A 6,000-nucleotide genomic window follows, 5' to 3' on the forward strand; every position below is an offset into this window, starting at 1 on the left:
TTACATTTCCCTGAGGATTATTAGTATGTTGTAACTATGCATAGCCAATAACGGAATAGCGCGGCGTCAGCAGGCACAAAAAGAGATAAAACAGAGAATTGAAGCGGTTACAGACTAAAAAGGCCGGTAAAACCGGCCCTGAACGCTGTCTGGCGGTCACTCAGTTATCGGGCGTTGGGATTTTTAGCGTCATATTCAGCAATCCGCGCGACTTGTTGAAAATTTTATTGCCGTTTTCCCTACCGGCGCGACGTGCCCGCTGTTCTTCCGGTGCCAGCGCCAGCTCTTCCATACAGATTGGGCTACAGCAGTCGTGATACTTTTCCGCACAGCTGGCGCACTGAATAAACAGCAGATGGCAGCCGTCGTTTTTGCAGTTCACGTGCGTATCGCAGGCCGTGCCGCACTGATGGCAATGCGCGATAACGTCATCGGAAATACGTTCGCCCATCCGCTCATCAAAAACAAAGTTTTTGCCCTTGAAGCGTACCGGCAGCCCCTGCTCACGTGCGCGGCGCGCGTACTCAATAATGCCGCCTTCTATGTGATAGACGTTCTCAAAACCGTTGTGCCGCATCCAGGCGCTCGCCTTTTCACAGCGGATCCCGCCGGTGCAGTACATCACGATTTTTTTATCTTTGCTGTCCTGCAGCATATCCACAGCCATCGGCAGCTGGTCGCGGAAGGTATCCGCCGGGATTTCCAGCGCGTTGTCAAAGTGCCCGACTTCATACTCGTAGTGGTTACGCATATCGACAAAGACCGCATCCGGATCGTCCAGCATGGCGTTGACCTCGCCCGCTTTCAGATAACCACCGACGTCGCTGGCGTCGAAGGTTTCGTCTGCAATGCCGTCAGCAACGATGCGCTCGCGCACTTTCAGACGCAGCACCCAGAACGACTTTCCGTCATCGTCGAGCGCGATATTCATTCGCAGGTTGTCCAGCGCCGGGTCGAAAGCGTAAAGCATTGTCTTCATCGCTTCATAATGGCTGGCCGGCACGCTGATTTGCGCATTGATCCCTTCCGAAGCAACGTAAACGCGGCCAAACACTTTCAGTTTGGTTAAGGCGATATAGAGCGCATCACGAAACGCTTTGGGATCGGTGATAGTGAAATACTTGTAAAAAGAGACGGTGGTACGCGGCTCGGTCTCGGCCAGCATCCGCGCCTTCAGCTCTTCATTCGAAACAAGGTTATGTAACACTGGCATGGTGTACGTTCCTGCGGCTTTTAAGAAATTTTGCGGGCGATATCATACCTGAATAGCGCCAGAAGCAAACCAAAATCGGGCCGCAGCGTAAAAATTACGTCTCAGGAAAGTGAGAGTCTGCAACAGGCGGAAAAGCATATCCGGACCAACATCACAAAAAAATCCGCCTATAGTTAGCCTGTTGCGACTTAATTTTTTACGGAGATATTGCATGAGTCAGCTATTTACCCCAATCGAGCTGGGCAAGTTAACGCTTAAAAACCGTATCGCCATCGCGCCGATGTGCCAGTATTCCGCCGAGCAAGGCAAAGCCACCGCCTGGCACCGCATTCATCTGGGCCACCTGGCGCTTTCCGGCGCCGGCCTGCTGATCGTCGAAGCGGCGGCCATTGAAGCCGCCGGCCGCATTACGCCGCAGGATTTAGGCCTGTGGGATGACGAAACCGAACAGGCGCTGGGCAGCGTGCTGCAGGATGTACGCAGCTATTCCACGATGCCGATTGGTATCCAGCTGGCCCATGCCGGCCGCAAAGCCTCTACCGATGTGCCATGGCGCGGCGGCGGCTTCCTGAAGGCGGAACAGGGCGGATGGCAGACCTTCGCGCCTTCTGCGGTGCCTTTCAACGATGACGATAACGCGCCGGTCGCGCTAACGCCCGAACGTATTGAAGAGATCAAACAGGCCTTCGTCGACAGCGCTGTTCGCGCCGATCGCCTTGGTCTGGATCTGGTTGAAGTTCACGCCGCGCATGGCTATCTGCTGCATCAGTTCCTGTCCCCGCTTTCCAACAAGCGTGAAGACCAGTACGGCGGCTCGCTGGAAAACCGTATGCGCCTGACGCTGGAAGTGTTCCGCGAGGTGCGTCGCGTATTCCCGGCAGATAAGCCGGTTGGCGTGCGTATTTCCGCTACCGACTGGGTAGACGGCGGCTGGGATCTGGCGCAGTCCATCGCGCTGAGTAAAGCGCTGGAGGCGGAAGGCTGCGCCTATATCCACGTTTCCAGCGGCGGCCTGGCACCGCAGCAGAAAATCACCGTCGGCCCGAACTATCAGGTGCCTTTCGCTGCGGCGATTAAAAAAGAAGTCGCCATCCCGGTGATTGCGGTCGGGCTGATTACCGAACCCCGCCAGGCGGAAGCGGTGCTGGTGGAAGGCGAAGCGGATATGGTCGCGCTGGCTCGCGGTATGCTTTATAACCCGCGCTGGCCGTGGCATGCCGCCGCCGAGCTGGGTGCGAAGGTGGACGCGCCAGAGCAATACTGGCGTTGTGAACCCCATGAAGTCAAAGGGCTGTTTAACTCATAGTCCATATTAGCCAGCGCGCGCCCGCGCGCTGGCGTTTAAACCTTCTGAATCCCAACGCATTATTTCAGTTCGCTGTCAAAAAATGGCACAATAGGTCATAAATAATAAATCCCGGGCAGCATAATGGTGCCCCTTTTTTACGATCTGGAAACTCATGACTCAGCTGCCTCAGTTTTCGCGCGCTTTGTTGCATCCCCGTTATTGGTTTACCTGGTTGGGTATTGGTCTGCTCTACGTGCTGGTGCTGTTGCCCTATCCCCTGCTTTATCGCCTCGGTTGCGGCCTGGGTCGTCTTTCCATGCGCTTTATCACTCGCCGCGTGACGGTAGCCCGACGCAATCTGGAACTTTGCTTTCCGGAAATGCCGGAAGCGGAGCGCGAGGCGATGGTTGTTCGCAACTTTGAATCCGTCGGCATGGGCTTAATCGAAACCGGTATGGCCTGGTTCTGGCCAGACTGGCGCATCAGCAAATGGTTTCAGGTCAGCGGTCTGGAACATATCGACAAAGCACATCAGGAAGGCAAAGGCGTGCTGCTGATCGGGATGCATTTTCTGACGCTGGAACTGGGCGCCCGCATCTTCGGCATCCATAATCCCGGTATCGGCGTTTATCGTCCTAACGACAACGCGCTACTGGACTGGCTGCAAACCTGGGGCAGAATGCGATCCAATAAAAGCATGTTGGATCGCAAGGATCTGAAAGGCATGATCCGCGCGCTGAAAAACGGCGATATTATCTGGTACGCGCCCGATCATGACTATGGCCCAAGAAGCAGCGTGTTCGTGCCTTTTTTCGGCGTGGAAAAAGCGGCCTCCACCAAAGGCAGCTATCTGCTGATCCGCAGCGGCCAGCCCGCCGTGATCCCTTTTGTGCCGCGTCGCTTACCGCACGGCAAAGGCTATGAGATGGTGATCCTGCCAGCGGAGGAAAATATGCCGCTGGATGATGAAGCTGCTACCGCCGCGCGGATGAATAAAGTCGTCGAGCACGGCGTGCTGATGGCGCCTGAGCAGTATATGTGGCTGCACCGCCGCTTTAAAACGCGCCCTGCAGGCGAACCCTCTTTGTATTGATGCTGCGGGCGGAATCGACCCCGCCCGTTTCTTAACCACGGCTTAATTCCCCCGCGTTTTCCCCGGCGGGTGCTATTAAGTCGTGAGCTTCAGGCACATACTTAGTCTGCTAACAAACTGCCAGGCTGCGTTTATGGCTGTGACTGCTGCTTTCCCCTCCCCCGCTTAACGGGTAAAAAAACTTCTTTGTCGCCTGATGCGGCTGTTTTCTGCCCGGCATCGCCTTCAGCCTCGTGATGCCCTTTCTGCCGCTTTACGTCGAACGACCTGGCGCAACCGATCCGCAGTCGCTGAACCTGTGGTCGGGGGTGGTATTCAGCATGACCTTTTTGTTTTCCGCTATTGCCTCGCCTTTCTGGGATGGGCTGCCCTATCGTAAAGGCCGCAAAATTATGCTGCTGCGGTCGGCGCCTGATATGGTAAGAGTGATGGTGCTGATGGGGAGGGCCGCCATTGTGCTTTTTAATGCGGTTTATTCATGGCGGACGCTGCGCCACCCTGTGACGCGACCGGGCGCGTAAACTATAACGCGCCCAGGAAGTGGCCTATCGTCTCGGCAAGCTCGCGGATACGCGGCTCGCAGCGGCGATAGTAGGTCCACTTGCCGACTTTGCTCGCCTCAAGCAGGCCCGCTTCCTGAAGCACCTTCAGGCAGAGCGAGGTGGCGGGCTGCGATAAGCCCGCCTTGTCCTGAATCAGGCTGGCGCACACCCCGTAACGGTCGAAGTCATACAGCTGGCTGTAGCCGGCAAAAGCTTCATCGGGGTTTTTCAGCCAGGCCAGCACGGCCATGCGTGTCGGGTTGGCCAGCAGCTTCATCGCGTTTTCAGGGGTCATCCAGCCTCACAAAATCAGGAACCGTAAAAAGGATAGTCAGTATACCCTTTACGCGTGCCGCCATATAGCGAAGCGGCATCCACAGCGTTCAGCGGATACCCGTGGCGAAAACGTTCCGGCAGATCGGGATTGGCGATAAAGGTTCTGCCAAAGCCAAACAGATCGCCCCAGCCCTGTTGCAGCACGTGTTCTGCTTTTTCCTGCGTGTAGCGGCCGGAATAGATAATGGGCCCGCGCCAGGCCTTACGCAGCGCAATACGGAAGGTTTCCGGCAGATCGGGGCTGTTATCCCAGTCGGCTTCTGCGATTGACAGATAACCGATCTCAAGCGTATTCAGCATCGCCGCCGCTACGGTGTAGGTCGTCTGCGGATCGCTTTCCACCAGGCCCAGGTAAACCCGCTCTTCATCCGTGCTGGTAAACAGCGGCGCAAAGCGGACCCCGACGCGGTGGCTGCCAAACACGGAACTGACCGCTTCGGTAACTTCTTTCAGGAAACGCAGCCTGTTTTCCAGCGAGCCGCCATATTCATCGGTGCGGAAATTGCTGTGTTCGGAAATAAACTGATTGATCAGATAGCCGTTGGCTGAATGCAGCTCAACGCCGTCAAACCCGGCCTCCTTCGCGTTTTGCGCCGCCGTGCGGTACAGCCCGACAATCTCTTTGACTTCGGCGGTGGTCAGTTCGCGCGGCACATCCGGCGCGGTCAGAATGCCTTCGCCCGGCCCGGTTTCGATAAAGACGCGTACGCCCGTTGCAGGCACGGCAGACGGCGCCACCGGCGGCTGCTTGCCCGGCTGCAGTTCGCTATGTGAAACGCGTCCTACATGCCACAGCTGACAAAAAATTGTTCCGCCTTCCTGATGGACGGCTTCGGTGACCTTTTTCCAGCCCGCAATCTGTTCCGCGCTGTGGATGCCTGGCGTCCAGGCGTAGCCCTGCCCGCGCGGTTCAATCTGCGTGCCTTCTGTGATCATAAAACCGGCGCTGGCGCGCTGGCGATAGTAGTCCACCATCATCTCGCCCGGCACGTTGCCCGGCTGGTCGCTGCGGCAGCGCGTCAGCGGCGGCAGCACGATACGATTGCGTAAGGTCAGATCGCCAATTTGTAAAGGCGTAAACAGGGTTTGCTTACTCATAATTCTACTCGCTCAGGTAATAAGAGCCGCCATTATATTTAAACATTTAAATGTTTAAATTCATTTTGTGCTATTGATGAAATATTAGCGAGGCTTCAGCCAGTTATTTTAGTAACCTGTTGATAACGTTGGTAAGTAGAAGAATAAGCCGTTTTGTGCAGGTTTTATGCTAAAACTGTTTAAAGTTTTTTCAGGGTGTGACGATAAATAATACAGACGGTGACGGGCATCCTGGCGCCGTATCCGAACCCTGGTTAAACTTTAAGGAAACGATTATGTCCGTTATCAATACTAACATCATGTCCCTGACCACTCAGAACAACCTGAACAAATCACAGGCTTCTCTGAGCACTGCTATCGAGCGTCTTTCTTCCGGTCTGCGTATCAACAGCGCAAAAGACGACGCCGCGGGCGAAGCGATTGCTAACCG

General features: G+C 55.6%; 5 protein-coding genes and 2 pseudogenes. 4 read left to right on the forward strand and 3 right to left on the reverse strand.

The window, feature by feature from the left end; translation table 11 throughout:
* Positions 1 to 160: 160 nt before the first annotated feature.
* Positions 161 to 1,213, reverse strand: a complete 1,053-nt coding sequence (locus EGK14_RS19790; RefSeq protein ID WP_125290805.1) for a rhodanese-related sulfurtransferase — start codon at positions 1,211 to 1,213, stop codon at positions 161 to 163.
* A 211-nt stretch (positions 1,214 to 1,424) separates the two neighbouring features.
* Here EGK14_RS19790 and EGK14_RS19795 point away from each other — a divergent pair, with 211 nt between their 5' ends.
* From EGK14_RS19795 to EGK14_RS19805, 3 genes and pseudogenes are all read left to right on the forward strand, one after another.
* Entirely contained in the window at positions 1,425 to 2,519 is a 1,095-nt protein-coding gene (locus EGK14_RS19795; RefSeq protein ID WP_125290806.1) for an NADH:flavin oxidoreductase/NADH oxidase, read from the forward strand.
* A gap of 154 nt (positions 2,520 to 2,673) precedes the next feature.
* The gene (locus EGK14_RS19800) at positions 2,674 to 3,594 is read left to right on the forward strand and encodes a Kdo(2)-lipid IV(A) acyltransferase (protein WP_125290807.1); all 921 of its coding nucleotides are present in this window, start codon (positions 2,674 to 2,676) and stop codon (positions 3,592 to 3,594) included.
* A 200-nt stretch (positions 3,595 to 3,794) separates the two neighbouring features.
* Positions 3,795 to 4,043, forward strand: a pseudogene (locus tag EGK14_RS19805) (multidrug transporter subunit MdtG); the annotation flags it as partial.
* 73 nt (positions 4,044 to 4,116) lie between these two features.
* On the opposite strand, the gene EGK14_RS19810 reads toward EGK14_RS19805, so the two are convergent.
* Positions 4,117 to 4,431 carry a helix-turn-helix transcriptional regulator gene (locus tag EGK14_RS19810; protein ID WP_125290808.1) on the reverse strand — a complete coding sequence of 105 codons (315 nt, stop codon included), beginning with the start codon at positions 4,429 to 4,431 and terminating at the stop codon, positions 4,117 to 4,119.
* A 14-nt stretch (positions 4,432 to 4,445) separates the two neighbouring features.
* On the reverse strand, positions 4,446 to 5,570 hold the full coding sequence (locus tag EGK14_RS19815; RefSeq protein ID WP_125290809.1) for an alkene reductase: 1,125 nt from the start codon (positions 5,568 to 5,570) through the stop codon (positions 4,446 to 4,448).
* A 275-nt stretch (positions 5,571 to 5,845) separates the two neighbouring features.
* Between EGK14_RS19815 and EGK14_RS19820 the strand changes: the two are divergent.
* A pseudogene (locus EGK14_RS19820) lies at positions 5,846 to 6,000 on the forward strand (flagellin FliC); the annotation flags it as partial.

This window comes from Erwinia sp. 198 (assembly GCF_003937915.1).
GTDB classification, from domain to species: domain Bacteria; phylum Pseudomonadota; class Gammaproteobacteria; order Enterobacterales; family Enterobacteriaceae; genus Erwinia; species Erwinia aeris.